This window comes from Brevibacillus migulae, assembly GCF_004521915.1.
Classification (GTDB): domain Bacteria; phylum Bacillota; class Bacilli; order Brevibacillales; family Brevibacillaceae; genus Brevibacillus_F; species Brevibacillus_F migulae.
This window is the reverse complement of the sequence record NZ_SDKD01000005.1, coordinates 170,614-196,020: the sequence shown is the minus strand read 5'-3', so window position 1 is coordinate 196,020 and position 25,407 is coordinate 170,614. Positions and strand designations below refer to the sequence as shown.

Annotated in this window: 22 protein-coding genes; 16 read left to right on the top strand and 6 right to left on the bottom strand. The window is 48.0% G+C overall.

The annotated features are described in order from the left end of the window. Positions 1 to 17 precede the first annotated feature (17 nt). The 5 genes from EIZ37_RS07825 to EIZ37_RS07805 all read right to left on the bottom strand — a co-directional run bounded on the left by EIZ37_RS07825 (position 18) and on the right by EIZ37_RS07805 (position 5,166). Positions 18 to 1,373 carry a DHHW family protein gene (locus EIZ37_RS07825; RefSeq protein ID WP_134684020.1) on the bottom strand — a complete coding sequence of 452 codons (1,356 nt, stop codon included), beginning with the start codon at positions 1,371 to 1,373 and terminating at the stop codon, positions 18 to 20. Positions 1,374 to 1,391: 18 nt separating this feature from the next. Further along, positions 1,392 to 2,804: an MBOAT family O-acyltransferase gene (locus EIZ37_RS07820; RefSeq protein ID WP_134684019.1), complete on the bottom strand. Its 1,413-nt coding sequence runs from the start codon at positions 2,802 to 2,804 to the stop codon at positions 1,392 to 1,394. A 289-nt stretch (positions 2,805 to 3,093) separates the two neighbouring features. After that, positions 3,094 to 3,804, bottom strand: coding sequence for a B3/B4 domain-containing protein (locus EIZ37_RS07815; protein WP_134684018.1), 711 nt, complete (start codon positions 3,802 to 3,804; stop codon positions 3,094 to 3,096). A 49-nt stretch (positions 3,805 to 3,853) separates the two neighbouring features. Then, a complete protein-coding gene (locus EIZ37_RS07810; protein WP_134684017.1) occupies positions 3,854 to 4,483 on the bottom strand; it encodes a LysE family translocator in 630 nt (209 codons plus the stop codon). Positions 4,484 to 4,548: 65 nt separating this feature from the next. Then, positions 4,549 to 5,166, bottom strand: a complete 618-nt coding sequence (locus tag EIZ37_RS07805; RefSeq protein ID WP_134684016.1) for an FMN-binding negative transcriptional regulator — start codon at positions 5,164 to 5,166, stop codon at positions 4,549 to 4,551. Positions 5,167 to 5,289: 123 nt separating this feature from the next. Here EIZ37_RS07805 and pdxR point away from each other — a divergent pair, with 123 nt between their 5' ends. Beyond that, positions 5,290 to 6,669, top strand: coding sequence for a MocR-like pyridoxine biosynthesis transcription factor PdxR (gene pdxR, locus EIZ37_RS07800; protein WP_134684015.1), 1,380 nt, complete (start codon positions 5,290 to 5,292; stop codon positions 6,667 to 6,669). Positions 6,670 to 6,815: 146 nt separating this feature from the next. Here pdxR and EIZ37_RS07795 read toward each other — a convergent pair whose 3' ends face one another. Further along, positions 6,816 to 8,246, bottom strand: a complete 1,431-nt coding sequence (locus EIZ37_RS07795) for a sigma-54 interaction domain-containing protein (RefSeq protein WP_134684014.1) — start codon at positions 8,244 to 8,246, stop codon at positions 6,816 to 6,818. 262 nt (positions 8,247 to 8,508) lie between these two features. Here EIZ37_RS07795 and EIZ37_RS07790 point away from each other — a divergent pair, with 262 nt between their 5' ends. The 15 genes from EIZ37_RS07790 (at position 8,509) to nadR (ending at position 25,181) form a co-directional block, all read left to right on the top strand. Beyond that, positions 8,509 to 9,192 carry a CoA transferase subunit A gene (locus EIZ37_RS07790; RefSeq protein ID WP_134684013.1) on the top strand — a complete coding sequence of 228 codons (684 nt, stop codon included), beginning with the start codon at positions 8,509 to 8,511 and terminating at the stop codon, positions 9,190 to 9,192. Further along, positions 9,183 to 9,845, top strand: a complete 663-nt coding sequence (locus EIZ37_RS07785; protein ID WP_134684012.1) for a 3-oxoacid CoA-transferase subunit B — start codon at positions 9,183 to 9,185, stop codon at positions 9,843 to 9,845. The genes EIZ37_RS07790 and EIZ37_RS07785 overlap by 10 nt, the downstream gene beginning before the upstream one ends. Positions 9,846 to 9,883: 38 nt before the next feature. Then, positions 9,884 to 10,702 (top strand): ABC transporter substrate-binding protein, encoded by an 819-nt coding sequence (locus tag EIZ37_RS07780; RefSeq protein ID WP_134684011.1) that lies wholly within the window; start codon positions 9,884 to 9,886, stop codon positions 10,700 to 10,702. An 85-nt stretch (positions 10,703 to 10,787) separates the two neighbouring features. After that, positions 10,788 to 11,453, top strand: coding sequence for an amino acid ABC transporter permease (locus tag EIZ37_RS07775; protein WP_134684010.1), 666 nt, complete (start codon positions 10,788 to 10,790; stop codon positions 11,451 to 11,453). Between the two features lie 11 nt (positions 11,454 to 11,464). Beyond that, entirely contained in the window at positions 11,465 to 12,205 is a 741-nt protein-coding gene (locus tag EIZ37_RS07770; RefSeq protein ID WP_134684009.1) for an amino acid ABC transporter ATP-binding protein, read from the top strand. Between the two features lie 43 nt (positions 12,206 to 12,248). Beyond that, positions 12,249 to 12,857 carry a nucleotidyltransferase family protein gene (locus EIZ37_RS07765; protein WP_134684008.1) on the top strand — a complete coding sequence of 203 codons (609 nt, stop codon included), beginning with the start codon at positions 12,249 to 12,251 and terminating at the stop codon, positions 12,855 to 12,857. Positions 12,858 to 13,656: 799 nt separating this feature from the next. Continuing rightward, positions 13,657 to 14,901, top strand: coding sequence for a branched-chain amino acid ABC transporter substrate-binding protein (locus EIZ37_RS07760; RefSeq protein ID WP_134684007.1), 1,245 nt, complete (start codon positions 13,657 to 13,659; stop codon positions 14,899 to 14,901). Between the two features lie 312 nt (positions 14,902 to 15,213). Further along, complete coding sequence (locus EIZ37_RS07755) at positions 15,214 to 16,191, top strand: sugar-binding protein (protein ID WP_134684006.1); 978 nt, start codon at positions 15,214 to 15,216, stop codon at positions 16,189 to 16,191. Between the two features lie 6 nt (positions 16,192 to 16,197). Further along, positions 16,198 to 17,631, top strand: coding sequence for a sensor histidine kinase (locus tag EIZ37_RS07750; RefSeq protein WP_134684005.1), 1,434 nt, complete (start codon positions 16,198 to 16,200; stop codon positions 17,629 to 17,631). A gap of 51 nt (positions 17,632 to 17,682) precedes the next feature. Next, positions 17,683 to 18,966 carry a response regulator gene (locus EIZ37_RS07745; RefSeq protein ID WP_134684004.1) on the top strand — a complete coding sequence of 428 codons (1,284 nt, stop codon included), beginning with the start codon at positions 17,683 to 17,685 and terminating at the stop codon, positions 18,964 to 18,966. Between the two features lie 205 nt (positions 18,967 to 19,171). Continuing rightward, positions 19,172 to 20,284 carry a D-xylose ABC transporter substrate-binding protein gene (xylF, locus tag EIZ37_RS07740; protein ID WP_167568719.1) on the top strand — a complete coding sequence of 371 codons (1,113 nt, stop codon included), beginning with the start codon at positions 19,172 to 19,174 and terminating at the stop codon, positions 20,282 to 20,284. Positions 20,285 to 20,355: 71 nt separating this feature from the next. Next, positions 20,356 to 21,867, top strand: a complete 1,512-nt coding sequence (locus tag EIZ37_RS07735) for a xylose ABC transporter ATP-binding protein (RefSeq protein WP_134684003.1) — start codon at positions 20,356 to 20,358, stop codon at positions 21,865 to 21,867. After that, positions 21,864 to 23,057: a sugar ABC transporter permease gene (locus EIZ37_RS07730; protein WP_407921126.1), complete on the top strand. Its 1,194-nt coding sequence runs from the start codon at positions 21,864 to 21,866 to the stop codon at positions 23,055 to 23,057. The genes EIZ37_RS07735 and EIZ37_RS07730 overlap by 4 nt, the downstream gene beginning before the upstream one ends. A 376-nt stretch (positions 23,058 to 23,433) precedes the next feature. Continuing rightward, positions 23,434 to 24,141, top strand: coding sequence for a nicotinamide riboside transporter PnuC (gene pnuC / locus EIZ37_RS07725; protein WP_134684001.1), 708 nt, complete (start codon positions 23,434 to 23,436; stop codon positions 24,139 to 24,141). Then, entirely contained in the window at positions 24,138 to 25,181 is a 1,044-nt protein-coding gene (gene nadR, locus EIZ37_RS07720) for a multifunctional transcriptional regulator/nicotinamide-nucleotide adenylyltransferase/ribosylnicotinamide kinase NadR (RefSeq protein WP_134684000.1), read from the top strand. Before pnuC ends, nadR begins: the two co-directional genes overlap by 4 nt. Positions 25,182 to 25,407: the final 226 nt, after the last annotated feature.

The following is a 25,407-nucleotide window of genomic DNA, read 5'->3' as shown; positions in this document are numbered from 1 at the left end:
GACGAGATTTTTCGCTACTATTTTTCCTCGGGCGCAGCCTGCATCCGTTTTCGGATCAAGTCGGTAAAGCCGCTATAGGTAGTGATGGTTGTATTCGCGAGGATAAGTACCTCATTGATTTGATGATCTTCGATAAACGAGTACAACGGCTTGTCAAATTGCCTGGGATCAATGATGTAAATCTCCTGGAAATGCGGGAGAAGGAACGGGATAAACGCATTCCCATAAGAGTCTTTAATCACTGCGATCCTCCGATTATTATTTACCTGGGTGGCAATTTTCCCCCAGGGCCTGTCTCCGCTCAAAAAGATGCGATACTTGTTTTTCCGGTTCGCATGATTCATGTCGAGAAGCTTCATCTTTAAGGGACCGCTGTAATACACTTGGTATTGATGTGCGATGAACGGTTGATACAACAATATCGTGTCCGGATGGGCCTCCAGCTTTTTGTTCAGGGTGGAGGCATAGAGCGAACCGAGAAACCCGTTTACTTTCTGCGTTTTGTATTGAGTGAGCGGAACAGGAGGGATTCCGCGCGCCTCCATAAAAGCTTGGTAAGCATAATAGGCGCCGGTAGCGGTCCAATGGTGATCCGTGCGAAAGAATAACTCTTCAGCGGCGTGTTCACGTAAGTAAGGGGTCGCATTTACCTTCGTCACCGCTTCATCGATTTGCTCATAGACGGACATGATCGCTTGTTCTTGTGAAGAGGACAAGCTTTTTAGTTGAGGATTTTCCACAAATTCAACAGCGGATGGCGCAAGCAGCACAGAAAGGTGTACCTGTTGTCCGTAGCGCTGGGTGAGCTCAGCGCGAAATGCGTTCACGGTATCCGCAAATGCCATTCCTGCGGCGGGAACATAGGAATACAAGTACATCGCACGATTGCCCACAATCAATACCTTCCCGATCACTCGCCCAGGTTCTGTTTCTCCTGACTTTTGCTTCTGTACCGGCTTGGCCACAGCCGTTTGCGCAGCTGTCGAGGGAGAAGTGGTAGGCGAAAGGGAAGTCGTCGGCTGCGGCCCCATCTGCTTCTCCGCTGGACGGCCGACCGAGTCCGCCGTATTGTCCGCCTGTGAAGCGACAATGAAGGCATCACCCCGGCCGGGCAGGCCTCTCCATGAAGATAATAGGTTGCTCACTCTCACCAACGAATCGCGGTACGCTACATGGTCTGCCAAATAGTTTTCCAAACCACGCAAGAATGCTCCGGACCAAAACGCCTCACTTGACCAGCGGGGCAGGGCGGCAAGCGCGCGGTTCTCCGTTTCGGAAATGGATTCATGATCGCCATGTACAGTATTCATGACGATGCCGGCGCACAAAAACAAGATAAAGAAAACGATTTGCACAATCTGTGCGATACGCATATACGCGCATTCCCTCCATTAAAAGCGAAAATAGAAGAACGGAGTGTAGGTTTTACCAACAAGCAACAGGGTAGAGATTGTCAGTACGCCAAGGCACAACGTAGGAATCAGGAGATTGACATATAGCGCACCCGCGGGCCGCAGGCGTAGATAGTCCGACGTTTTGCCGTGAAAGAGCCGCGGTAAAGGTGAAGCGGCGATGCAGGCAACCGTCAGCAAAAACAGGTGATTGCGGAAATGAATAAGCAGCTGCATATCGGTCAATGGTACAGCGGCCATCCCAAACATGATGCGTAAATACATGAGGCCGCGGGAGAGAGATTCGAAATAAAACAATACCCATCCAACGAGTACTACAACGAGAAAATATAGGTGGGAGACGACTGCCGGAAGTGTGGAAAGCAAACGATGCAGGAATCGTTTTTCCAAGGCAATGAACACCCCGAAATAAAGCCCCCACAGCACATAATTCCAACTCGCTCCATGCCATAGTCCCGTCAAAAACCAAACTACGAACAGATTGAACATCGGCCGCACACGGTTGCCGCCAAGCGGTATGTAAACATAATCTCTGAAAAACTGTCCTACCGACATGTTCCATCTCCGCCAGAACTCGGTCGCACTGCGAGAGATATAGGGATAATCAAAATTTTCCCGAAACCGAAAGCCATACATGTATCCCAGACCAATCGCCATATCGGAGTAGCCCGAGAAATCAAAATAAATTTGGAGTGCAAAGAGGATGATCCCGAACCAAGCGCCCATGACTGATAAATCATGCAAATCCCCATCCAGAAACAGGGTCACACCATCTGACAAGGAATTGGCGAGCACTACTTTTTTTCCAAGACCGATGGAAAAGCGGATAACGCCTTGACTAAACCCTTCCAGGGTCACCCGACGATGTGTGAGTTGATCTTGCACATCCGCGTAGCGGACGATCGGGCCTGCCACCAGCTGTGGAAACAGGGAGATATAGAGCAGCAGCTTGGAAAAAGAAGAAAGGGCGGGCGCTTCTTTACGATAAACATCAATCAGGTAGGAAATCACTTGAAACGTAAAAAAAGAAATACCGATGGGTAAACCTGGTGTTTCAACCTGAATATCGATGGAGGTAATTGAACGCAGCGTATCTAATAGAAACCCGATATATTTGAAGTAAAAAAGGAGCAAGATCTGAAAAGCAACGGCGAAGGCCAGCACAAGCTTGCTTGCGGGTCTGTCCCGATAACGTTCCAACTGCGTTCCGCCGATCCAGCCGCCGCATACACTTAGCAAAAGGACGGCTACCCATAGCGGTTCTCCCCAGGCATAAAAGAGCACGGAGAAGACCAACAGTACGCTGTTTTTTACTCGTCGTTTTGCGAGAAAATAAAGAAGAAGCAGTAAGGGGAGAAAGCCGAACAGAAAAACAAAACTGGAAAAAACCACACCCGCCACCTCGCATCCATTTATTGGCAGTAGATAGGATATCCAGACACATGAGAAGTTATTTGACTCTTATTTTTATCGGGAATGGAGGTGAACAAGATGTCGTAAAGAGTGATGCTCCGGGATTTCCGGGGAGTATTACTCCTCTAATCTGGTGAGGGCGACAAGCGGAAATAAAAAAACTCGCCGCAGCGAGAGTTAATCAGAGTCCTGACAAGCATTTACTATGGACGAAAACGCATCTTTCCATATCGACTGTCAGGACCATATTATAAAACGGATCTTGACCTTACCCAAAAATAGTGATTTTCCGATGATTGATGTCCAACACATCAATCTTCACAGTTCCACCAAGATGATGTGACACCAGCTCTGACAAAGCTGTAAGCGCCTTATGAAACTCATCGCTTCTTGTTTCATCGATTGATTCAATACAAAGGAAAGCATTTTTCGTATGTTCCGTGAGCATCGTCCGCTGAGCTTCACGCCAATTCCAGCATCTGCATATGGCACCGTCATCATCTTTATAAACAATTTCACCTTCATAGGGCGGGGCATTTTCATCACTTCCAAGTGGGATAAACGGTTCGTTCCCATTTGCCAGTGTCAGCCGAATATCCCCGGCAAACGTGTCGACATCTTCTCCTCCACACGGAAGCCCATAACGCAATGAGATGGAATTATAAATGTCAACAAGCGGGTTAATTGTTCCGATATGATTGCCATTTTTTACTCTTTTCAATAAAGCTTCAATGGAACATCTTGCACCTTTCTTTGTCTTGAATTTCTGAAAAGCTTCTCGCCAAACGGATATGACCGGATTACTGCTGAATTCCTCCAGACGCAGGAATTGATGTGCTTCTTTCTCAGCCTCCTGCAGCAGCTTCTCGTAGATTTCAACGTCCCTTATTGAATTATCAATCCCTTGGCAAATGACGGTGCCTATTTTTGCATGGGGGAATAACGACCAAAAATCATCTTCAATGATAAATCTAGGCATAACATAATCTCTCCATTTCATTTTATTTATTGCCTTGGTAGAATCGCGGTTATGTTTTGGAGGGGCTCGCAAAGGCGGAGAATACCCCTAGAATAATATAGAAATAACCAGTGATCCGGTTCTGTAATGTTGAACCCACTTTCAGCCGCTTTCTAATGCTTGCTGCAAGAACTGCATACAGTCCATCGCTAATAAAAGCCAGGATAATAAATATGATTCCCAAAAGCAAAAATTGTACAGTGACGGATCCCGCAGAAGGTGATATGAATTGCGGAAAGAAAGCTAGAAAAAAGAGAGCTGTCTTCGGATTCATTACTTCTACGAGCGCTGACTCGTAAAATATTTTTAACAATTTTTTGCGAGGAGCTTTTGGAATAGTTGAAGTCGTGCTATCAGATGTAGAAAACAAAGTCCTGCATCCCAAATAGATTAGATAAGCAGCGCCCAAGTATTTAACGATGCTGAAGGCTGTCGCTGATGTCATGAGGATCGCAGACACACCAATTGCTCCAGCCAAAACGTGAACAGAACCGCCAAGCGATACACCAAGAACGGATACCAGGCCGGCTTTCTTCCCTTGATCTATGCTTCTTGCCATAATATAGAACACAGCTGGTCCAGGAATGATGAGCAATGTAGCAACAGCAATTACAAATAGCCAAATTGTTGAAAACTCCATATGATGCAACTCCTTGTCGTATTTTTGTAGATGACGGTCTCCTCCTTGTTTGGTGAAATGCAAGGTTATAAGTCAGCAGGTAGGTTCGCTTTCATCAAGGAGGCAATTTGTTGCTCGTTTGGAAATGGTATCTGTTCCAACTGTTTGATAACGAGCTCTCGTCTGTGTGAGGTATGGTTTTGGCTTAGCTTTGCTTTCCCTTCCAGCCGATCGATTTTTATTTTGAAACCTTGAACGCCTTTGCTCATACCAGAGAGATATTCAGGATCTACATCCTGCAATCGGTAAGGACTGTCAGGAGCTTCATACTTCAATACCAGATCGTTCAAGGAACTCATTAACTCTTGTTCGTCATGGGTCAGCTCAACTTTTCCGTAAACATGAACGGTCACATAATTCCACGTTGGCACTGCTTGATCGGTCTCATACCAAGAGGGAGAGATATAACAATGAGGCCCATGGAAAACGGTTAAGACCGTCTGATCTTGAATATCCTTCCACTGCGGGTTCGGACGGGCAAAATGACCGTACAAATAGGTTTTCTCCTTATTCAGCATTAGAGGTAAATGAGTAGCGAAGGGCATTCCTTGATGAATGGAAAACAATGTGGCAAAACTGTTCTCCTGAATGACTTTGTAGGCAGCCGTTACTTCTTGCATCGTAAAATGCTCCGGGATATACATATGACATCTCCTCGATCCTATTTTTGACATACTACAAATATCCTTTACACGATATGTTATAATTCCATCTGACATCTTAAAAGGTACAATAACGAAAAAATTTGCATGTCAGAGGGATGGAAAATGATCAACACTATTTTTGCTTTTACGGATAGCTCCCCGAAATACAAGCAAATTTACGAGCAATTCAAATCATTGATCGAACATGGCGACATAAAGGCGGATGAGCCATTGCCCTCCATTCGTCATCTTGCACAATCTCTTCAAGTAAGCCGCAATACCACATTAATGGCTTATGAGCAGCTCGTTGCGGAAGGCTATATTCGCGGGGAAGGGCGAAAAGGTTATTTTGTAAATGAGTTAGAACCCCTTTTGTTTCAAGAGGCTCGCAGCTCTTCTATGCACAACCAAACAGAGCTGGCACCGCCTGTTCGCATCGATTTCCGCGCTGGAGTCGTCGATCAAGCGCATTTTCCTTTAAAAACGTGGAGGAGGATCTCGAATCAAGTATTAACGGTAAAGGACAGCTTTCGATACGGGGAACCCTTTGGCGAATTGCGTCTTCGCGAACAAATCGCAGCCTATCTACTCCAGTCACGTGGGGTGAGAACAGATCCACATGCAATCATTATCGGAAGCAGTACCCAACAAATGCTTGTGTATCTCGGTCATGTTCTGAAGCATGATTTTTCCGGCATGATTGTGGAGGATCCCGGTTATGATGGCGCTAGGGAAGCTTTTCAATTAAATGGTTTTGCGCTTGAAACGTTACCTGTATATGAGACAGGTGCTGATTTTTCACACTTGGAACAGATGAAATCACGATTAATTTACGTGGCGCCGTCCCATCACAGTCCATACGGGGTAAGCATGCCGATTCAACAAAGGCATGCACTGATCCATTGGGCAAACAAGCGGCAAGGATATATTATCGAAGACGATTATGATAGTGAATTTCGCTACACCCAACAACCATTTCCCGCACTCGCTTCCATCGATTCAACGAGAGTGATCTATCTCGGAAATTTCTCAAAGTGCTTTCTTCCGGGGATTCGTTTAAGTTATATGGTGCTGCCACAGCCACTTATCAACCGTTATAAAAATCAATTCGCCCATTTTGAGAGCACCACATCCCTCCTTAGCCAATTCGCCATGGCGAAATTTATGGAAGAAGGGGAATGGAATCGCCATATTAAACGCATGCGTCTTGTTTACAAACGAAAAATGCAATGCTTGGTATCGGAATTAAGGAACCATTTCAAGCGAAATATATCGATCATCGGCGAGCAGTCCGGCTTGTACGTATTAGTCAAAGTACATTCGGATCATTCAGAAGAATGGCTCATTCAACAAGCATCCAATCACGGGGTTAAAGTCTATCCTACGTCAGTCTACTTTATGAAGAACAAAAGCGAACAACCAATCATTAAGCTTGGTTTCAGCAATTTATCGTGTGATGAAATCCAGCTTGGTGTGCAACTCTTACAAAAGGCTTGGTTATAAAACGTACATCACGCGTTTGCTACGTAAGAAAGCTTTCCTACCGGCAGAGCAGCTCCAAAAACTGTGCGAGATCAGTCTAAATCTTACTTTTCTTAGAACACTTGATATTTTGGAAGGATTGCGGAGTTTGTGATGAAAGCGAGCTTTCATATCACTGACTCCTTGCCTTCCAGCTGTATCCCGTATTTTTTGACCCGCCGCATCAGAAGCGCTTGGGTAATGCCCAGTGCGGAAGCGGTTTTACGGCTGGTTTTGTGCAGCTTCAACGCTTGGACGATCAGTTCCGCTTCGATTTTTTCTATCCGCTCGGTGAGGGAGAGATTGCCTCCCAGGGAAAAAAGGCTTTCCTCCAGTCCGCCGATGGTGCGCAGCTCTTCCGGCAGATCGGAGACGTGAATCTCGTCCTCCCTGGCTGTAATGACGATCCGCTCGATCAAGTTCTCAAGCTCCCGTACGTTGCCTGGCCATTCATAATGGTGCAGCACATCCAGGACTTCAGTGGAAAAACGGCGCTGCTGATTATGCTTTGTGTTGAATTTTTGCAGGTAGTGGTGCAGCAGCGGAAAAATGTCTTCCTTTCGTTCGCGCAGCGGAGGCACGTTCACAGGGAGGATGTTCAGACGGTAATACAGGTCGTGTCTGAATTTGCCGATTCTGACCAAATCTAGCAAATTAGCGTTGGTGGCCGCGATGATCCGTACATCAGCTGTATACGTTTTGGTGCCGCCGATCGGCATGAACGTTTTATTCTGCAAGAGCAGGAGCAGCTTCGACTGGAGATGGTAGGGGAGTTCACTGATCTCGTCCAGAAACAGCGTACCTTTGTCCGCCATTTTGACTAATCCGATTTTTCCCGTATGGCTGGCACCAGTAAACGCTCCCTTCTGATAGCCGAACAGCTCTGATTCGATCAGCGTTTCGGGGATCGCGCTGCAGTTGACATGGACGAATGGCGAACTGGCTCGTTCACTCAATTGATGGATATGTTCCGCGATGACGCTTTTGCCGACACCGGTTTCTCCCGTGATCAACACCGTAGTGTCGACAACCGACACTTTTTTGATCAACTCCAGAAGCGAGAGATAGGCACGGCTGCTTCCAATCAGCATCGTGGACAAGTTTTGGTTCGCTTCCCGCTTCATCAGCTGGATCTCTTCACTGTAACGCCTGAGCAGCGCCACCGTCTCTTCCAGCTGAGAACTGGCGCGTGCGGCTTCTGTGATATCCCGGGAATGTGCAACGATCAGCTCGGGCTTTCCCAGATCATCCGGGATAATATGGCCGGTCACCAGGAATTTTCCCTTGTTGTTGACCAATTGGATCGTCGTGGTCGGTTTTCCTTTTTCCATGACCAATCGTGTGACGGACGGCTTGAATATTCCCATTTCCTCCAAATCCGCCACGTTACGCCCGATGAGTTCCGCTTTTGGCACGCCGCAAAGATTTTCGCTTGCCTTGTTCAGCCATAAGGTGTTTCCCTGGGCGTCAGAGATGTAAATACCATCCGCCAGCACATTAAAAATGTCAATAACCTGGCTCATTTTAAACAGGGACAGGATTTCCGCATCTTTCTCCATCGTTTTCATCCCCTCAAAACAATGTATTTACTCATAATATTCCCATAATTTTAACAATTTGAATCGGTTTTGACTACATATGATTCGAAATCGATTCAACTCGAACACGCACCTTTTGCGGAACTCCGAGTGAAAAGTGAATCGACATCGAATCGGTAGGGAATGGATCCCGTCAATAAATCACATGATGTAAGCATTTTTTAGTTGGCACGGTACTTGCTATGTCATTTAGGCGTAATAACGCTAAAAAGAGTGATCCATTTTGAACAGCCATTTATCCAAAATCGTAACAGTGGAACAAGCATTGGAAGCGGTGTCGGACGGGACGCACCTCATGTACGGGGGATTCGGGGGCATTGGCACTCCACCTTCCCTGATTGAAGGTATCCTGCAAAAACGCGTACAGGAGCTGACACTTACCGGCAACGACGCCGGTTATCCCGATCTGGGGGCAGGGCGGTTGATCAGTCACGGCAGGGTTAAACGACTGCAGACCAGCCATATTGGCTCCAATCCCGAGGCAGGACGCCAGATGATGGAGGGAAGACTCGATGTGAGATTTTATTCGCAAGGGGTTTTAGCGGAAAAAATTCGCGCAGGCGGCGTCGGCATCGCAGGCATACTGGTCGATGGCGACCTGGGAGAAGGCCATGGAGTCGGAAAGCAGCAGGTGAACATTGCGGGACGCACCTATTGGATCGAGCCGGCCATTACGGCGGATGTTGGCATTATTTACGCCAGAGTGGCGGACACATTCGGCAATCTGATTTATGACAAAGGGGCGAGGAACCTGAATCCGCTGGTGGCCATGGCTGCCGACATCACCATAGCGGAGGTGGAGGAGATCGTTCCGGCAGGGGACATCGATCCAGAGCGGATTGTGACGCCGGGCATCTATGTGGATTACATCGTGAAAAGCGATGGGGTGAAGCGTGAATGGGATTGAAAATGGACCAGCGTAATATGATTGCACGTCGGGCAGCCAGAGAAATCCGACCCGGCATGGCAGTCAATCTCGGAATCGGTATACCCGAACTGGTAACTGATTTCGTCCCGAATGACTGGAACGTGATGTTTCACTCGGTAAATGGCATCCTTGGTATCGGCCCTACACCTTCGAAAGGTCACGAACACCCTTATCTAAGCAGTGCAGGTGGTTCGCCGGCCACGCTTGTTCCCGGCGCCTCGTTTTTTGACAGCACCATTGCTTATGGCATGATCCGGCGCGGAAAGCTGGATGTGGCCATGATTGGCGGACTGCAGGTAAGCCGTAAAGGTCATCTGGCCAACTGGGTCGTCCCCGGAAAGCGAGTCTACGGCATCGGCGGCGGAGCGGAGCTGGCGCTGTATGCCAAGCGGGTCATCGTGCTGATGAGCCATGTCACCGAGGCAGGAGAACCCAAGATCGTCAAGGAATGCACGCTCCCGCTCACCGCGAAAAACTGCATCGATCTGATCATCACGGAGATGGCGGTGATGGAGGTCACTGAGGAGGGACTTCTCCTGACAGAAGTGATGTATCCGTACACGCTGGAAGAAGTGATCGGCAATACGGGTGCACCGCTGTACATCTCGGAACAGCTGCAAACGGTTGATTAGCGGCAAAACCAATCAAACATTCTCAGGGGGTTGAAAACATGAAGAAAAAGACGAGTATGATTGCAGGCATTGTGCTTTCCCTATCACTGCTTGTAGCCGGCTGTGGGCAATCCGCCTCTACCGGCCAAACCGGAGGACAAACGAGTGCATCGGCAGGCAATAGTGCGTCGAGCATGACCAAGGAAGCCGGTGTGTTCACGTTTGCCGCTTCGGGGGAGTATCAGCCGTTTAGCTATTTCAAAGACGGACAATTGACCGGCTTTGACATCGAAATCGGCAATGAAATCGCCAAACGTCTGGGGATGGAGCCAAAACCTGTTACCTCTCCGTTCTCCGGCATCATTGCCGGTGTAAAGGAAGGACGTTACGACGCGGCAATCGCCAGCCACGCCATCACAGAAGAACGCAAGCAGCAGATTGACTTCGCAGACCCGTATTACCTCTCGGGCGGTCAGCTCTTTACACGTCCCGACGGAACCATTACGAAGCTGGAAGAGCTCAAGGGGAAAGAAGTCGCCGTCGCACTGGGAACCACCCATGAAAAGATGGCCCGCGAGTACACAGACAACATCAAAACTTATGACAGCGATGTGACTGCGCTGCGGGCATTGGAGCAAGGCAAGCATGATGTGGTCATTACAGACAGCGTCGTGGGTGAAATCGCGATCCAGCAAGGCCTAAAAATCAAGAAAAGCGGAGCGGCACTGACCGAAGTCCAGCACGGGATCGCAGTACGCAAAGGAAACACGGAATTGCTGAACAAGATCAACGAAGTTCTGAAGCAAATGAAAGAAGACGGAACCTACCTGAAGCTAAGCCAAAAATACTTCAATCGCGACATTAGCAAAAAAGAGTAGGATACATACACATTCGACTAGCCTGCCAACCCTTTGTAAGCGGAGAGGTTGGTAGGCCCATTCCACATGCGAGAGGTGGTTTCAAGTGCCCGGCATTGCACATCTCATCCAGGAATTTATCCGCACCCTTCCCTTTTTCATGAAGCCGCTGCTTTTGACATTTGAATTGACGATTGCCTCTGTCATCGTGGGCACCGTCATCGGATTGCTGGTCGCCCTTTTGAAAGTGTCCAGGATTCCCGGCGGTCAGTTGCTCGCCAATATTTACATCACCCTGATCCGGGGAACACCTCTGATCGTCCAGATTTTCGTTCTCTACTTCGGATTTTACAAAGTGATCGATCTGGGCCAGTTCTGGTCAGCGACATTGGCGCTTGCCATCCACAGCGGAGCCTATATCGCGGAAATATTCCGGGGCGCGATTCAGTCGATCGACAAGGGGCAGATGGAAGCCGGACTTTCGCTCGGGATGTCTTCGGCACAGACGATGCGGCGAATCATCATGCCGCAGGCTCTGAAACGCTCCATTCCGCCGCTTGGTAATCAGTTCATCCTCTCGTTGAAAGAATCCTCATTAGCGGCCTTTATCGCCATGGACGAACTGTTTTCACTTGCGCGCCGCTTGTCTGCAGAAACCTTCGATGAAATGACGTATTTTCTGATCGTGGCTTTCTATTATCTCCTAATCGTCATGGTCTTTACTTATTTCGTCAACAGGATGGAGCAACATATGGCCAAAGGGGACTCGTAGGAGGGTAAGCGATGAGCGAAAAACAGGAAATGATCCGTTTGCAAAATTTGAAAAAGAGCTTCGGCGATCTCGAGGTTCTGAAAGACATCAACCTGACTGTAAGGAAGGGCGAGGTATTTGTGCTGATCGGCGCCAGCGGTTCAGGCAAGAGCACCTTGATCCGTTGCATTAACTTTTTGGAAATGAAAAACGGCGGAAATATCATCATCGAAGGGAAGAGCATCGATCCGAAAAAAGACGACCTTACCCAAGTACGGCAAAAAGTAGGCATGGTCTTTCAGCACTTCAATCTTTTCCCTCACAAAACGGTGCTGGAAAACGTGATCGAGGCGCCGTTGGTCGTCAAGAAGGTAAGCAAGGAAGCTGCGAAACAAGAGGCGTTACATCTTCTGGATAAAGTCGGGCTTGCGGAAAAAGCCGATGTCTATCCCTCCAGCTTGTCAGGGGGCCAGAAGCAGCGCGTAGCAATCGCCCGTTCGCTGGCAATGAAGCCAGACATCATGCTGTTCGACGAACCGACATCAGCGCTTGATCCGGAGCTGGTGGGAGAAGTATTGGAAACGATCAAGCAGTTGGCCAAGGAAGGGATGACGATGATGATCGTGACGCATGAGATGGGCTTTGCCAAGGAAGTGGCCGACTGGGTCGCTTTTATGAATCAAGGGCGCATCGTCGAGATGGCTCCTCCACAGGAGATTTTTAACAATCCGAAAGAGGAGCGCACGAGGGAGTTTTTGAACCGAGTGTTGTAGGAAACCCTCCTCACGCCAATGTGGATTTCGGAGATGATGAAGATTGAATAAACGATCTGTGGCAGCGGTTATCCTTGCATCCGGAATGTCCCGGCGAATGGGACGACCGAAGCAGCTGCTGCCTTATCAAGGAACGACTCTTCTGGAGCATGTCATCCGTAAGCTGCTGCCACTGCCGTTTACCAAGATTATCGCGGTAGTGGGACATTCTCGACACGACATCATGAATGCTATCATCATTGAAGATTCCCGCTTTGACTGGCTTATCAACGAGCGTGCCGAGGTGGGACAGAGTGCCGCCATGCAATGCGCAGCGGAGATATCCAAAGATACGGATGGCATGTTCGTGTTTTTGGCGGATCAGCCGCTTCTTCAACCAGACACCATTCAACGGATTTATGAGTACACGGTGAAAGAGCTGTCGACGGAGATAGGCAGTTTTGTTGTTCAACCTAGCTATGCGGACATACCCGGTCATCCGGTGTTTTTTTCACGAGCGCTGCTTTCGTTATTTGGGATGCTGACAGGTGATGAAGGTGGCAAACGAATCATCAAGCTGGCGGATTATCATCATCTGCTTCCCGTACAAGACCCCGGGATTCACATTGATATTGATACACCGGAAGATTATCAGAAATGGTTACAAGAGTAGGCTGATACGCTTTCCGGCAGGTCGGGCATGAAATCAGTCGTTGGTATTTTGGGAGGTATTAAGGGCCATTTTATCACCTAGGTAGTCCATGGCCAGCCAGTTTGCCGTCATACATATGAACACGAGGAAGGACAGTGCGATTCTCCATCGGTTAATTCTGTCTCCCACGTTGCAAATATATGGACGATACTCCTACCTGAAAGTGAAAAAATCGCTCCTCATATTGCGATGCATGTAATCCTTTGAAAATCAGCGGATGTCTGGACCTATTTTTATGTCTATGACTTCCGCTGTTTCTATTTGACACGGCTACCGCAGGGGGCAGCGACACTGGCACTTGAGACAAAAGCTCCCATCGTACCATTTTATGGGTATCGGGAACACGAATTCGTACATCGTCTTGTTTTTGCCCCACCCTATCACCCCTACGAGCACTACAAGCGTGAACAGATCGCAGAGGAGAAGACGTATACGGCACCGGAACGGAAAGTACCTGCGGGATGAAGGAATGGATTCAAGCGAGAAAACTTCAAGAAGGGCGCAATCGATGTGCCCTTTTTGTGTGTATTGATACCTTAAGCCTGTGGAATTTTGTCGAATAATGGAAAGAAAGGGCGTAAGTTCGCAAAAAATAATTTATGTCTTGTAAATTTTTAGATTTATCATAAAATTATAAACTATCCGGCCTATCTTTCACCTTTTTACACTTCCAACACATTTCACTCTTACTCTCATCAATTGGAAGCGGGGTGATCAAAGGCTATACAAAAAAGATGATGAACAAGGGGGTTTCAGTCGAATGAAGAAAAGGGTTCAACTCAGTTTTCTGTCAGCAGCGTTGGTAGCAAGCATCGCACTCACAGGATGTGGCGGCTCCAACAGTGCGGGAGGCAATGCAAGCGGGGGAGCTGCATCCGGTACGCAAGGCTCCACAAGCGGAGGAAGCGGTGGTGCTGGACAAGGAGGTAAAATCATCATTGCCACACAGACTCCTCTTTCCGGCAGCCAATCCGCCCAAGGTGATTCGATCAAAAGCGGTGCCGAGTATGCGCTCAACCTGAAAAAAGAAGCATTTAAACAAATGGGCTTCGATCTGCAATTGCTCCCTCAGGATGACCAAGCGGATCCGAAAATCGGGGTTTCAAATGCGGAGATGATTATCTCCAATCCGGATGTGCTCGGTGTAGTCGGTCACTTGAACACAGGAGTGGCCATCCCGTCCTCTGTCAAGTATGAAGAAGGCAATCTTGTGATGGTATCACCGGCGAATACTGGCGTAAAATTGACGGAAGAAGGCAAGAAGACAGTCCACCGGATTTGCGCTCGTGACGACTCGCAAGGTCCGAAAGCAGCGATGTATGCGAAAAACGCATTACAAGTCAAACAAGTTTTTGTCGTTCATGATAAAACCGCATACGGTCAAGGTCTGGCTGATCAGGTAAAAATGCAGTTCGAAAAAGACGGAGTGGCAGTGCTCGGATATGAAGGGATCACAGCGGGTGAAAAGGATTATTCCGCAGTCCTCACCCAGATCATTTCGAAAAATCCGGACTTGATTTTCTTCGGCGGAATGTATCCGGAAGGCGGCATTATCATCAAGCAAGCTCGGGAAAAAGGGTATAAAGGCTATTTCATGGGCGGAGACGGATTTGACAACTCGGATATGATCAAGATTGCCGGTGATGCTGCCGATGGCATCATCTTTACTTCCGTAGCAGGTGACGTGACACAAACCGAAGAAGGCAAGAAGTGGGGAGAGGAATACAAAAAGGCAACGAATAAACCTCTTGAAGCGTTTTCCGTCTATGGTTATGATGCGATGAATGTTCTCCTGCATGGAGTGGAGGAAGCCATTAAAGCGAATGGCGGGAAGAAGCCAACTCGTGAGCAAGTTCTGGAAGCGGTTCATCAGACAAAAGACTTCCAGGGGCAATTCACGAAGGTAACCTTTGATGAAAAAGGCGATAACACATTTGCGGATGTCTTTATCTATAAATACGAAAAAGGCAAAGATAAATCTGTTTTTGTCGGCAAGGCAGAATAGTGAATCTGTCTGATCGCAAAAGCTTTGTCTGATCCCAGGGGCGGCACGAAGGTGCACGCCCTTTGTTATTTCGCATGATTTTTTTATGGTCAAAATACTATATATGGATCCATACTTCCTCTCCATCAATCATCATTCCTTACTTTGCGGCACCGATTAACAAAAAGTGGTTTCATGAAAGGATTTGCTATGGAGATCGTAAACGGCGAAAAAATGCCAGGACGGATAGAGCAATCGAATCCAGTTATTAGAAAATTTGATATTGTTTACGCTTTCATTTTCGCTGTAGTATAGGATCAAGGTGGGGATCGTATGCAAGATAAAAATTGGCTGTTGGCCGTCATTCTATTATTCGGCGTCTTTTTCTATTTATTTATCTGCTTTGCCATCGACGCTCAAAAGATTCTGGACGTCGCTACAGAATTGCGAGGAAAGGCCCCATCCTCCAAACAACCCTATCATCTCGTGCTGATTGAGCAGGAGCAAAGCCACCCCTATTGGCAAATGGTAGAGAAGGGAGCGCTGGAAGCGGCCCGACAGTATGGCATGGAAATCGAGTTTAACGGACCTGTGCGCTTCAGCATGGAGGAGCAGATCAAAATGCTGGAAAAAGCCATCGCGGCAAAAGTCGATGGGATTATCGTGCAGGGGCTGAATGATTCGAAGTTCAGTCCAGTCATCAACCGAGCTATCGAAAAAGGAATCCCCGTATTAACGATCGATACGGATGCTCCTAATAGCAAGCGCTTAACGTATGTGGGAACCGATAATTTTGAAGCGGGCAAACAATTGGGATACGCGGTGGTGAAAGCGACAGGGGGCAAAGGGAAAATCGGGGTCATCATCGGGAGCGATACCGCGGAAAATCAGATTCTACGGCTGCAAGGCTTCCAATCGATCGTGGATCATTATCCGGATATGACCATTCTGTCCGTGAAGTCATCGAACATCTCCCGCATTGAAGCGATTCAGCAAGCGGTAGACATGCTGCAAAAGCACCCGGATATGAACATCATGGTCGGTACAAGTGCGCTGGACGGGATTGGCATCCTGCAGGCAAAGAAAAGCCTGGGGCGAAATGAGGTCAAGATCTTCGGCTTTGATAACTTACCGGAAATGCTGGAAGCCATTCAAAAAGGAGAGATCGTGGCCACTGTGTCACAAAAGCCGTATTTGATGGGCTATGACTCCGTTCGCTTGCTGAATGATTATCTTCACCATAAGTCTTTGCCGAAGGAACACTACACGCAAATCGCGGTCATGGACAAGAGCAATGTGACATTGGAGTGAATTCACGTGAACATCCGAACCAAATTATTCATATTCATTCCGTTACTCGTCATCCTGATGAACCTGGTTTCCTTTTTTATTTTTGACAGCAGCAAACGGGTGCAGGAAAGCTACAACCTCATGATGGACCGCATCCTCCTCTATAAGCAGATCTCGTATGAAACGGAAGAAAATCTCCGATACCTGAACCGTTATCTGATCCGCCTGGACATGGACAGCTACCCGGAATTTATCGGCCATATGGAAGCTTTGCGCACGCTAAAGCAGGAGCTGATGAATCAGGAAACAAATGAAACCAATCATCTGCAAATCAAGAATCTGAACAACATGATCGATACGTTTCTAGGGCAAGTCCAGCAAACGATCGCCAGCGTCAATCAAAAGGGCTTTCACAGCAATGCCCTCAGCTACTACGAAGCGGAAAAGTCAGCACGCTTCATTCGCGAGCACGGGCAGACGCTGGTAGACATGGAATTGAGCTATTACCAGCCCATTTATCAAGAGATCATGAAAACGACGGCACGCATGAATCTCTTGGGCGTCTGGCTCTTCTTTACGACGACGCTGCTCAGCATTGTCTTCGCGATCTGGATCTCGCGCAGCATCACAAACCCAATCCGCCGGCTCGTAACGGTCGCAAAGCGCATTTCCAAAGGAGATTTGCAGACGAAAGCACCGGAAATCCAAAGCGGGGATGAGATCGGCATTCTTTGCCGGAGTTTTAACCAGATGCTGGACAATCTTCAGCAGCTCATGCTGCAAAATATGGAAAGCTTGGAGAAGGATCGGCTAGTCAAGGAATTTGAACTGAAATCGCTGCAAAGCCAGATCAATCCGCATTTTCTGTTTAACACACTCAATGGGATTGCGAAGCTTGCCTATATTGAAGGGGCTGAGCAAACCAGCGAGTTGACGATTTCGGTATCCAAACTGCTTCGCTACAACCTGCAGAAGCTGGATCAGCCCGTTACATTGCGGGATGAGGTGGAGCATGCCCAGGAGTATTTTGCCATCCAAAAAGCCCGCTTTCGGGATCGTGTGGAGATGATTACCGAAATTGATGAAAGGGCCCTCAATCAATCGATTCCTTGTCTTACCCTGCAGCCGATTCTCGAAAACGCGTTTGTCCATGGGATTGATGAGATTGAAGAAGGAGCTGTATTGAGGCTGAAAATTGAATACGAAGAGCCTTTTGTCAAGGTCGAAATTTCCGATAATGGGACAGGAATGACGGAAGAAATGCGCCAGAAACTGTTGGATTCGGACACAGATCAGCTTTCTCGTCCAAGCAAAGGACATTCAACAGGATTGGGAACCCTCAATGTCTTTAAACGGCTTCATCTGTTTTTTGACGGGGAAGAGCAGATCGATATCAAGAGCGAAAGAAATCAAGGCACGACGGTCATCTTCAGACTCCCTCAAAAAACCAATACGGCTTAATGGGAAGGGGGCATGGCGCATTGAATCCGCTCACGAAAAGGAGGTCTTGTTTTGTACCGGTTATTGATTGCAGATGATGAAGCGCTCGAGCGAGAGGGCTTGGAAATGATGGTTAATCACATGCTGCCGGATACGTTCCGGATTTTTCATGCAGCAAACGGGAGAAAAGCCATTCAGCTGGCAGAAGAAATCCGGCCCGATATCATCTTCATGGACATTAAGATGCCGGGAATCCAAGGGCTCGATGCGATCCGCGAGATTGTAAGCCGCGATCCTCATACCCGTATCATCCTGGTAACCGCCTATGATCATTTTGCCTACGCCAAGGAAGCAGTGGCCCTGGGAGTCAAGGAGTACATCCTGAAGCCGGCGAAAAAGCAGGAAATCAAGGATATTTTACATAAAATGCTGCATGAGCTCGGGCGGGAAAAGAACAAACGGAGTTCAGAACTCGAGCTGCGAGAGAAACTTTCACAATTGCTTCCTTTGGCTGAAAGCGAGTTGACCGTTATGATCATGCTCGGTTACGCACAGGATATTGACATGCAGCATCTGGCAGGTCTGCTGGACTATAAATGGGAAAGAGGCTGCGCCATTGTACTAAGCTTTCCGCAGCAGCAAAAAGGAGGGACGCTTCCAGGCTGGGAGCCACGGACATTCCTGGAAGATTTGAAGCATTTCCTGAAGCCACAGCTTGCTTGCGCCATAAGCCCCGTGCTTCAGGGGCATTGCTCCATCTTTCTTCCTTTTCCAGCAGATCTTTCACAGGAAACATGCCATGAAAAAGCTTTGCAATGGTCGAAAAACCTTCAGACATGGATAGCACAAAAATACGGGCTGAAGGTTCAGACCGGTATCGGATCGCTGCAGGAGGGGATCGACGGGCTGCGACGATCCTATCGGGAGGCATTGAAAAATAGCGGTTACGCTATGCATGCCGATCCATTGAGCCATGTGGAGCAAGCCGTGGAAGCCATGAATGTGGGCATTCTCCATCAAGTCCAAGGGCGGGGACAGACCAAAGTCATTGAACGGGTGCTTTCCTTCATTCACGAGCATTTCCAGGAAGACATCACGATGGAGCAGGCGGCCGAACATGTGAATTTAAGCCCTTTTTATTTCAGCAAAATGTTCAAGCTGCATAGCGGAGAGACGTTTATCGATTATTTGACCCGCTTGCGCATCGAACGAGCCAAAAGGCTCATCGCGAATCTCGAGCTGAGCCTGAAGGAAATTTGCTTTGAGGTAGGGTATAAGGATCCGAATTACTTTAGCCGCGTTTTCAAGAAGGTCACAGGTTTGACGCCAACGGAATACCGCCAAAAACGGCTATAGTCCTTGTCAAAGACAAGGACTTTTTTGTTGCGGAAACAAATCAGTGCTAGATTTTGGAAATCATGAACACTTTTCCCCAGAGCGAGGTTAAACCAATGCGGATCTTGCGCAAACAAGTGAAGGTCGTTTTGATAGGGAAACGCAATACTGGATGCTAGGATGATTATGTAAGCGCAATCATTTCAAAAAAAAAGGGGGAACCAGCATGATCAAATGGGGTAAAAAGCTTGGTCTCGGTGCTGCAGTGATGGCATTAACGGTCTCTATTACCGGCTGCGGAGTCGTCTCTACCGGTGACCAGCCGGCGGCACAAGGATCTGGGCAACAACAGGAAGGGCAAAGTCCCGAAAAGAAAGATGACAAAATCGTGATTGGCATGTCCATGGACACGCTCAAGGAAGAACGCTGGCAAAAAGACCGCGATATTTTCATCGCCAAGGTAGCCGAGCTCGGCGGAGAAGTGAAAGCCCTCGCAGCCGATGGAAACGATGCTACGCAGCTGAGCCAAGCGGAACAATTAATCTCCCAGGGCGTGGATGTGTTGGTTGTGATTCCGCATAATGCGGAAGCGACTGCACCTATCGTGGAAAAGGCACATAAAGAAGGGATCAAAGTGATCTCCTATGACCGTCTCATCAAGAACTCCGATGTCGATTACTATCTCTCCTTTGACAACGTCCGGGTTGGAGAAATGCAGGCACAGGCGATCGTAGAAAAAGCGCCAAAAGGAAATTACGTGTATATCGGCGGAGCCGACACAGATAACAATGCCCATATGTTTAAAGAAGGCGCAATGAACGTACTAAAGCCTCTGGTGGACAAGGGCGACATCAAGATCGTCTATGATCAGTTCTCCAAAGACTGGAAGCCGGAAGAGGCTTTGAAGAATATGGAAAACGCCCTGACTGCCAACAACAATGATGTTCAAGCGGTCGTAGCAGCAAACGATGGGACTGCTGGCGGTGCGATCCAGGCCCTCACTGCCCAAGGGTTGGCAGGGAAGATTCCCGTTTCCGGTCAGGATGCAGACCTTGCTGCAGTACAGCGCATTGCAGAAGGTACACAAACCATGACGGTCTACAAACCGATTACGGCCATCGCATCAAAAGCAGCTGAGATGGCGGTTGCTTTGGCAAGAGGAGAAACCGTTCAGGCAGACAAGAAAGTCAATAATGGCAAGATCGATGTGCCTTCCATTTTGCTGGATCCAATCGCTGTCACGAAAGATAATCTTGCGGATACGGTGATCAAGGATGGATTCCATAAGCTTGAAGACGTCTATAAAAATGTTCCGCAGGATCAATGGCCAAAGAAATAAGGCTGACCATGATGAGTATAGGACGGTCCAGGGCTGTCCTATATTCCATCATTTAGAGGGGAGTTGAGGGTATGTACGCGCTGGAAATGATCGAGATTACAAAGGAATTTCCTGGAGTAAAAGCTCTGGATCGCGTGAGTTTCAAAGTAAAAAAGGGCGAAATCCATGCGTTGTGCGGAGAAAATGGCGCCGGGAAATCGACGTTAATGAAAGTGCTCAGCGGCCTGTATCCAGCAGGTACCTATCAGGGTGAAATCCAGATCGATGGTGAGAAAAAGGAATTTCATCAAATTATGGATGCCGAGAAGGCCGGCATTGCCATCATTCACCAAGAACTGGCTTTGGTCAAAGAGATGACGGTGGGTGAGAACATTTTCCTTGGCGCCGAACCTATCAAACGGGGAGTGATCCAATGGGATGAACTCTACCATCAAGCGGCCGGGTGGCTGAAAAAGGTAGGGTTGAAGGTCAGTCCCGAGACGAAGATTGGTACCCTTGGAATCGGCCAGCAGCAGCTGGTTGAGATCGCCAAAGCATTATCCAAGAACACAAAAATTCTTATCTTGGATGAACCGACAGCAGCCCTCACGGAAAGTGAGGTAGAAATCCTCATGGGCCTCCTCCATCAATTGAGAAATAATGGCGTTTCATGCATCTACATTTCCCATAAGATGCCCGAAGTGTTTCGGCTTGCAGACAGTATTACCATCCTCCGCGATGGCCGCACCATCGCGACATTGGACAGCAAGGAAGCGGATGACGATAAGGTTGTCTCGCTGATGGTAGGTCGAGAACTGACAGAACGCTACCCGCGTGTGAAGCATACCCCGCTGGAAACGGTGCTGGAGGTCAGGAATTATTCCGTATCGCATAAAGACATTCCCGGCAAGCGGGTGATCAAGGATATCAACCTTACGCTGAGAAAAGGCGAAATCCTGGGGATTGCAGGTCTGATGGGGGCAGGACGAACCGAACTGGCCATGAGCCTTTTTGGGGCTTATGAGGGCAAGGCGGAAGGGGAGGTCCTGATTGACGGAAAACCGGTCCAGATCCGTTCCGTCCAAGAGGCAATCCAAGCCGGTTTGGCACTCGTCACAGAAGACCGCAAGCGGCTTGGATTGGTATTAGGGATGGATATTAAGACGAATACCACGATGGCGGCTCTGGAGAAGGTCACCAAATGGGGCACCATCCATACAAATGAAGAAATCAAATGGGGGCAGAAATATGTCGATGATTTACGGACGAAAACGCCTTCCTTGGAAACGACGGTGGGAACACTTTCCGGCGGGAATCAGCAGAAGGTCGTCTTAGGAAAATGGCTGATGGCTGACCCGAAAATTCTCATCCTGGATGAACCGACCAGGGGGATTGATGTCGGAGCCAAGTACGAGATCTATCATTTGATGAACAAGCTGGTGGAGCGAGGGGTTGCGATCATCATGATTTCCTCCGAACTCCCGGAAGTGCTGGGAATGAGTGACCGCATCCTGGTGATGAGAGATGGGACGTTCGTCAAGGAAATCGAGTGGCGTGAAGCCACACAGGAAAACATTATGCTCGCAGCTACAGGGGGGATATAGAGATGCAGGCGAAGATAGAGACGAATGAAAACACCATCTCCAAGGGAAACGCGCTTAAGCATCTTCTGGGGAAAATGGACGTGCGTGCCTATACGATGGTGGCCGCCGTCATTTTGATTTGGCTTCTGTTTGGTATGCTGAACGACACGTTTTTGACGGCCAGAAATTTATCCAACCTGTTCACCCAAATGTCAGTGACAGCGATTCTTGCCATCGGCATGGTCTTGGTCATTGTCTCAGGCCATATCGACTTATCGGTAGGTTCCCTCGTCGGGTTGACAGGTGGTGTAGCTGCCATCATGAGCAATTGGATGGGCATGCCTACCTCGGCCGTGATCCTGGGTACATTAATCGTCGGACTGCTGTTGGGAATGCTGCAGGGTTGGTTGGTCGCGTATCAGGCAATTCCAGCGTTTATTGTAACCTTGGGCGGGATGATGGCGTTTCGGGGAGCGTTGATGGGGATCACAAAATCCACAACGATCTCTATTTCGGATCCGTCCTTTGCGTTGCTCGGAAATGCCTATTTCGCAAAAGGCTTTGGCCTGATTATGGCCGCCATAGCGATTGCTTTTCTGATTTATTCGATGTGGACAAATCGAAAATCCCGCCAGAAATATGGGTTTGAAATCCCTTCATTTTCGCTCGACATTGGCAAGCTTGTGTTTTTCAGTCTCCTGATTATCGTTTTCGTGTTAGTAATGAACAGCTATAAAGGAATACCTTTCCCCATTATCTTTGTCATCCTATTAGCGATTTTGTTTACTTTTTTGGCGAAGAAGACGAGATTTGGACGCCATGTTTATGCGATTGGCGGGAATGTGGATGCCGCTCGTCTTTCCGGGATCAACATTCGCTGGAAGACCATGATGGTTTTTGTGCTAAGCGGTCTGCTCGCCTCCATTGCCGCCTTGGTGCTGACATCCCGACTGTCGTCGGCGACGATTACGGCGGGGCAGATGTATGAGCTGGATGCCATTGCCGCATGCGTCATCGGGGGGACCTCCCTGATAGGTGGATCAGGGACCATCGTGGGCGCCATCATCGGTGCCTTGGTCATGACTTCTCTGGATAACGGGATGTCCTTGATGGGGCTTGAATCGTTCTGGCAATATGTCGCGAAAGGAACCATCCTCGTATTTGCCGTATGGCTGGATATTACCAGCCGAAGAAAGAAAGCCGGGAAATAGGATCGGTTCCGTTAAATGGTTTGATATGGCCGATGACGTTCTCGAATAGTGATGGGTTGACCTGTAAGTCTGTGGTAATGCAGGGCTTGCAGGAGTAGCTGCCGGTTTCATGAGAGACATTGATGCGGTGACACAAACATGTTTTCGTTCTGTTTCGTACGAACGTAACCAGTTTGTGTCTTTTTCAATTTGGATATGTTCTACGGATTGTATTAAGTCGCTTCTTTGTTGTAACATTTTCCAGTACAATGAAATTGTAAATATTCCATATTCAATTTTTGACCTGGCGAATCCTGTTCACTTTGTTTTAACACCCATTTTCGTGGCTTTCGTTTTTTTGTTCTCGCATTTGATTGAAAAAAGAGGGGGAAAAAATATGGGAAATGCGAATCAACTGTTTCGAGACTGGACAATATTTGAAAAAGTTTGGCTTGTGTTATTTACAGCGGTAAACATTTATCTGTTCTTTGCATTTGAAGATTCCCTATTGGGACTGATCTCTTCCCTAACAGGGATGATGTGTGTAGTGCTGGTGGCAAAGGGGAAGATTTCGAACTATTACTTTGGCATTGTACAGACGGCGACGTATGCCTATATTTCATACGGGTACTCCTTATACGGTGAGGCGATGCTCAATGCGCTCTTTTACTTGCCTGCTCAGTTCGTCGGGATATACATGTGGTCCAAACACCGAACAAAGCACAGTGTGAAAGGGGAAGATGTAGCCGTTAAGCGCCTTACGAAAAAGGGCTGGATTTACCTCATTCTCATCGCGATCGTAGCGAGTATCCTGTATGCAGAACTGCTGCATGTGATCGGCGGTCAGGCAGTACGGCTGGACTCAGCAGCCGTTGTGTTATCGGTCATCGCACAGATACTTATGCTGAAACGATATGCGGAACAGTGGGCACTTTGGATCGCCGTAAACGTGCTTTCCATTTCACTGTGGGTCGTAACATTGGTTACACAGGGGGGCAATGATATTAATATGGTGGTCATGTGGTCAGCCTTTCTCGTCAACTCGATATACGGCTATTATAACTGGACCAAACTGAGCAAAAATCAGGAGGCTTTCTATTCATGACAGTAGGCAAAGTAGGCATGTACGGCGGAAAATTCCTTCCTTGTCCACATATGGGGCACGTTTATGCGATGATACGTGCATCCACCATGGTGGAGGAGTTGCATGTGATCGTCTCGTATGATGAAGAACACGAGAGGAAACTGTGCGCAAGTGGAAAAATACCACATATCCCTTATCGTGTCCGACTGCGATGGTGGTCACAGCTCACAAAGGATTTGCCACATGTACATGTCCATGCGGTTTACGAACAACAAACAGGACAACTTTCTGATTGGGAACGGGGAGCAGAGGGGATTATCGCCGCAATTGGAAAACCGATAGATACCGTGTTCAGCTCCGAGCACGCCTACACAGACATTTTCCGTAATCTTTATCCGAATGCGCAGCATATTGTGATTGATGCGAATCGAATCGCCTATCCGATCTCAGGAACGATGCTGCGTACCGAAGGAGTCATGAAGCACTGGAATATGCTGCCTGAAATCGTAAAACCCTACTTCGTGAAAAAAGTGGTTGTAGTAGGTACGGAGAGCTGCGGGAAATCTACCTTGGTTCGTAACCTTGCCAACCTCTACAATACGACTTATGTGGAAGAATGGGGACGTACTTTTTACGAGAGGCTTGGAAACTGTGAGGATATTACGTTGCCCGAAGATTACCCGGAGATTGCTTTTGAGCATAAATATCATGAAAAAGTGCAAGGATCAAAAGCAAATAAGGTCGTCTTTATCGATACTGAGGCAATCGTCACACAGTATTACTCCATTCTTTACCTCAATAAGCGGCACTCTGTACTGGATGAAGTAGCACGTACACAGCAGTATGACCTATGGCTATTCCTTGAACCCGATGTGAAATGGGTGAACGACGGTACGCGCTCATTCGGTGACCAGCAAGTGCGTGAAAAGAACAATGCGCTGCTCAAAGGTCTTTTGAACGAATTCGGGGTCAAATACATTACCATTTCGGGTGACTATCAGCAACGTTTGGAGCAATCAGTGCGTCTTGTTAACAAATTGATTGAGGTGGAAGGTTTATAGCGTATTCGACTGGCAAAAGTGTACAATGCCTAACGAAATTGGAATGATATCAGGAACGTTCGCAAATTGGACGGACTAATCAACATCCATTTGGGTTGGACTGCTTGATATCCAATACAAAAAGACCCCCAAAGTTGCATTCGCATACGTAGGAGGTCTTTTTCGGTGGAGACACTTCACTTAACAGTGGAACCTTATTCTCTTTTTGACCTTTCCTCCACATGAA

Excerpts from the sequence above, each read along its gene's own strand:
- xylF (WP_167568719.1), top strand. The coding sequence starts at position 19,172 with ATGATCAAATGGGGTAAAAAGCTTGGTCTCGGTGCTGCAGTGATGGCA.
- pnuC (WP_134684001.1), top strand. The coding sequence starts at position 23,434 with ATGGGAAATGCGAATCAACTGTTTCGAGACTGGACAATATTTGAAAAA.
- EIZ37_RS07815 (WP_134684018.1), bottom strand. The coding sequence starts at position 3,804 with ATGCCTAGATTTATCATTGAAGATGATTTTTGGTCGTTATTCCCCCAT.
- EIZ37_RS07735 (WP_134684003.1), top strand. The coding sequence starts at position 20,356 with ATGTACGCGCTGGAAATGATCGAGATTACAAAGGAATTTCCTGGAGTA.
- nadR (WP_134684000.1), top strand. The coding sequence starts at position 24,138 with ATGACAGTAGGCAAAGTAGGCATGTACGGCGGAAAATTCCTTCCTTGT.
- EIZ37_RS07760 (WP_134684007.1), top strand. The coding sequence starts at position 13,657 with ATGAAGAAAAGGGTTCAACTCAGTTTTCTGTCAGCAGCGTTGGTAGCA.
- EIZ37_RS07805 (WP_134684016.1), bottom strand. The coding sequence starts at position 5,166 with ATGTATATCCCGGAGCATTTTACGATGCAAGAAGTAACGGCTGCCTAC.
- EIZ37_RS07770 (WP_134684009.1), top strand. The coding sequence starts at position 11,465 with ATGAGCGAAAAACAGGAAATGATCCGTTTGCAAAATTTGAAAAAGAGC.
- EIZ37_RS07785 (WP_134684012.1), top strand. The coding sequence starts at position 9,183 with ATGGGATTGAAAATGGACCAGCGTAATATGATTGCACGTCGGGCAGCC.
- pdxR (WP_134684015.1), top strand. The coding sequence starts at position 5,290 with ATGATCAACACTATTTTTGCTTTTACGGATAGCTCCCCGAAATACAAG.
- EIZ37_RS07825 (WP_134684020.1), bottom strand. The coding sequence starts at position 1,373 with ATGCGTATCGCACAGATTGTGCAAATCGTTTTCTTTATCTTGTTTTTG.
- EIZ37_RS07810 (WP_134684017.1), bottom strand. The coding sequence starts at position 4,483 with ATGGAGTTTTCAACAATTTGGCTATTTGTAATTGCTGTTGCTACATTG.
- EIZ37_RS07755 (WP_134684006.1), top strand. The coding sequence starts at position 15,214 with ATGCAAGATAAAAATTGGCTGTTGGCCGTCATTCTATTATTCGGCGTC.
- EIZ37_RS07780 (WP_134684011.1), top strand. The coding sequence starts at position 9,884 with ATGAAGAAAAAGACGAGTATGATTGCAGGCATTGTGCTTTCCCTATCA.
- EIZ37_RS07795 (WP_134684014.1), bottom strand. The coding sequence starts at position 8,246 with ATGGAGAAAGATGCGGAAATCCTGTCCCTGTTTAAAATGAGCCAGGTT.